The sequence below is a fragment of the uncultured Mycobacterium sp. genome, assembly GCF_964249325.1.
GTDB lineage: Bacteria > Actinomycetota > Actinomycetes > Mycobacteriales > Mycobacteriaceae > Mycobacterium.
Genome location: NZ_CAXUCH010000402.1, coordinates 1 through 2,254, shown reverse-complemented (window position 1 = coordinate 2,254; position 2,254 = coordinate 1). Strand labels below are relative to the sequence as shown.

The 2,254-nt window shown below is 67.4% G+C and carries 1 protein-coding gene; it reads left to right on the top strand.

The window, feature by feature from the left end:
• On the top strand, positions 1–2,254 hold a 2,254-nt coding region (locus ACFE99_RS25120; protein WP_375489599.1), incomplete at both ends, for an acyltransferase domain-containing protein.

Below are 2,254 nucleotides of genomic sequence, written 5' to 3'. Positions count from 1 at the left end.
CGGGCAAGACCGTGTTCGTGTTCCCCGGCCAAGGCTCCCAATGGCTCGGCATGGGCATGGGACTCCATGCCGCATACCCAGTGTTTGCTGAAGCGTTCAACACCGTGGTGGGCGAGCTGGACCGGCACCTGCTGCGCCCACTGCGCGAAGTGATGTGGGGCTACGACGAAAGCCTTATCAACACAACGGAATTCGCTCAGCCAGCACTCTTCGCAGTCGAAGTCGCGCTGTTCCGGCTGCTCGAATCGTGGGGTATCAGTCCCGATTACGTGATGGGCCACTCGGTGGGCGAGCTGACCGCCGCGCACGTCGCCGGAGTCCTCTCGCTGGAGAACGCGGCGGTATTGGTCGTCGCCCGCGGCCGGTTCATGCAAGCCCTGCCCGCGGGCGGCGCGATGGTCGCAGTGCAAGCCACCGAAGACGAAGTGCTGCCACTGCTGAACACCGATGTCGGTATCGCCGCCGTCAACGGCCCACGATCGGTGGTGGTCTCGGGGTACGAAGAGGCCGTCACCGCCATCGCGGAACAGCTGCGCGAGCAGGGCCGCCGAGTGCACCGGCTCGCGGTCTCGCACGCTTTCCATTCGCCGTTGATGGAGCCGATGATCGAGGAGTTCCGCACTGTCGCAGCGGGCCTCGCCATCGGGCCGCCCACCCTGCCGATCATCTCGAATCTCACCGGCCGGTCGGCGGGCGAGGATTTCGCGTCACCGCAGTACTGGACACGGCACATCCGGGAAGCGGTGCGCTTCGCCGACAGCGTTCGCTTCGCCCACTCGGCCGGGGCCAACCGTTTCCTCGAGGTGGGACCCGGCGGTGGGTTGACGGCCTCCATCGAGGAGTCGCTGCCGGACGCAGAGGTCATCTCCCTGCCAACGATGCGCAAAGACCGCCCGGAACCCGCGAGCCTGACCAGCGCGGTGGCCCAGGCCTTCGTATCAGGTCTTGACGTGGACTGGCGCGCCATGCTGCCCGGCGGCGGATTCGTCGAGTTACCGACGTATGCTTTTGAGCGGCGGCGGTTTTGGCTGTCTAGTGATGGTGCCGCGGCCGACGCTGCCGGCCTGGGGCTTTCGGCCAGCGACCATCCTCTGTTGGGTGCGGTGGTGGAATTGCCCAGCTCGGGCGGAGTGGTCCTGACCGGTCGGCTCTCGGTTTCCTCACAGGGATGGTTGGCCGATCACGCTGTCGAAGGTGTAGTGATCTTCCCGGGAGCCGGTTTCGTGGAGCTGGTGATCCGTGCCGGTGACCACGTCGGCTGCGGCGTCGTCGAGGAACTGATGCTGGCCGCACCGTTGGTGGTGCCGGCATCGGGCTCGGTCGCGGTACAGGTGGTCGTGGGCGGTGCCGACCCGTCGGGTTCTCGTGAAGTGTCGGTGTTTTCGCGGTCCGACAGCGGCTGGGTACTGCATGCCGAAGGCACCCTGCACTCGGGACCAGCCGAGCCGGGCAACGAGTTGTCGGTGTGGCCGCCGCCCGGTGCTGCTCCGTTGGACGTGGCCGATTGTTACGAGCGGTTGGCGGCACGCGGCTATGGCTACGGGCCGGCGTTCCAGGGCCTGACTGCGGTATGGCGCCGCGGCGACGAGGTGTTCGCCGAAGTGGCATTGCCAGCGGACGCGGGAGTTTCCCCGGCAGGCTTCGGGGTTCATCCGGTGATCTTGGATGCGGCGTTGCATGCACTGCTCCTGGCCGGTGAAGCCGAGGGCGTCGATGGTGGCGTACTGGTGCCGTTTTCCTGGCAGCGGGTGTGCTTGCATGCCGCCGGCGCGTCAGCGGTTCGGGCGCGGATCGTGCCGGTCGGACCGTCGTCGGTGTCGATCGAGCTCACCGACGGGCTGGGTCTGCCGGTGTTGTCGGTGGGCGCGATGGTGGCCCGCCCGGTCACCGGTGAACAGTTACGAGCAGCGTTGTCGGGCTCGGGCCCAGACCGGCTGTTCGAGCTGGACTGGTCACCGCATCCCTCGGTGTCGCCTGCACCCGTGTCCTGGGAGCACTGGCCCCCCACTGACACTGCGGAATCACTCGAATCCGCTGCTGCCGCATACGTGTTCGAGTCGAAACCAGTGGAGGGAGTGGCCGGGGTCTACGCGGCAACGCATGCGGCGTTGACGGTGGTGCAGTCCTGGCTGGCCCGGGAGGACGCCAGCATGCTCGTGGTGGTCACTCGCGGCGCGATCGCGTTGGCGGGGGAGACGATCACCGACTTGGCGGGGGCCGCGGTGTGGGGGTTGGTGCGGTCGGCGCAAACCGA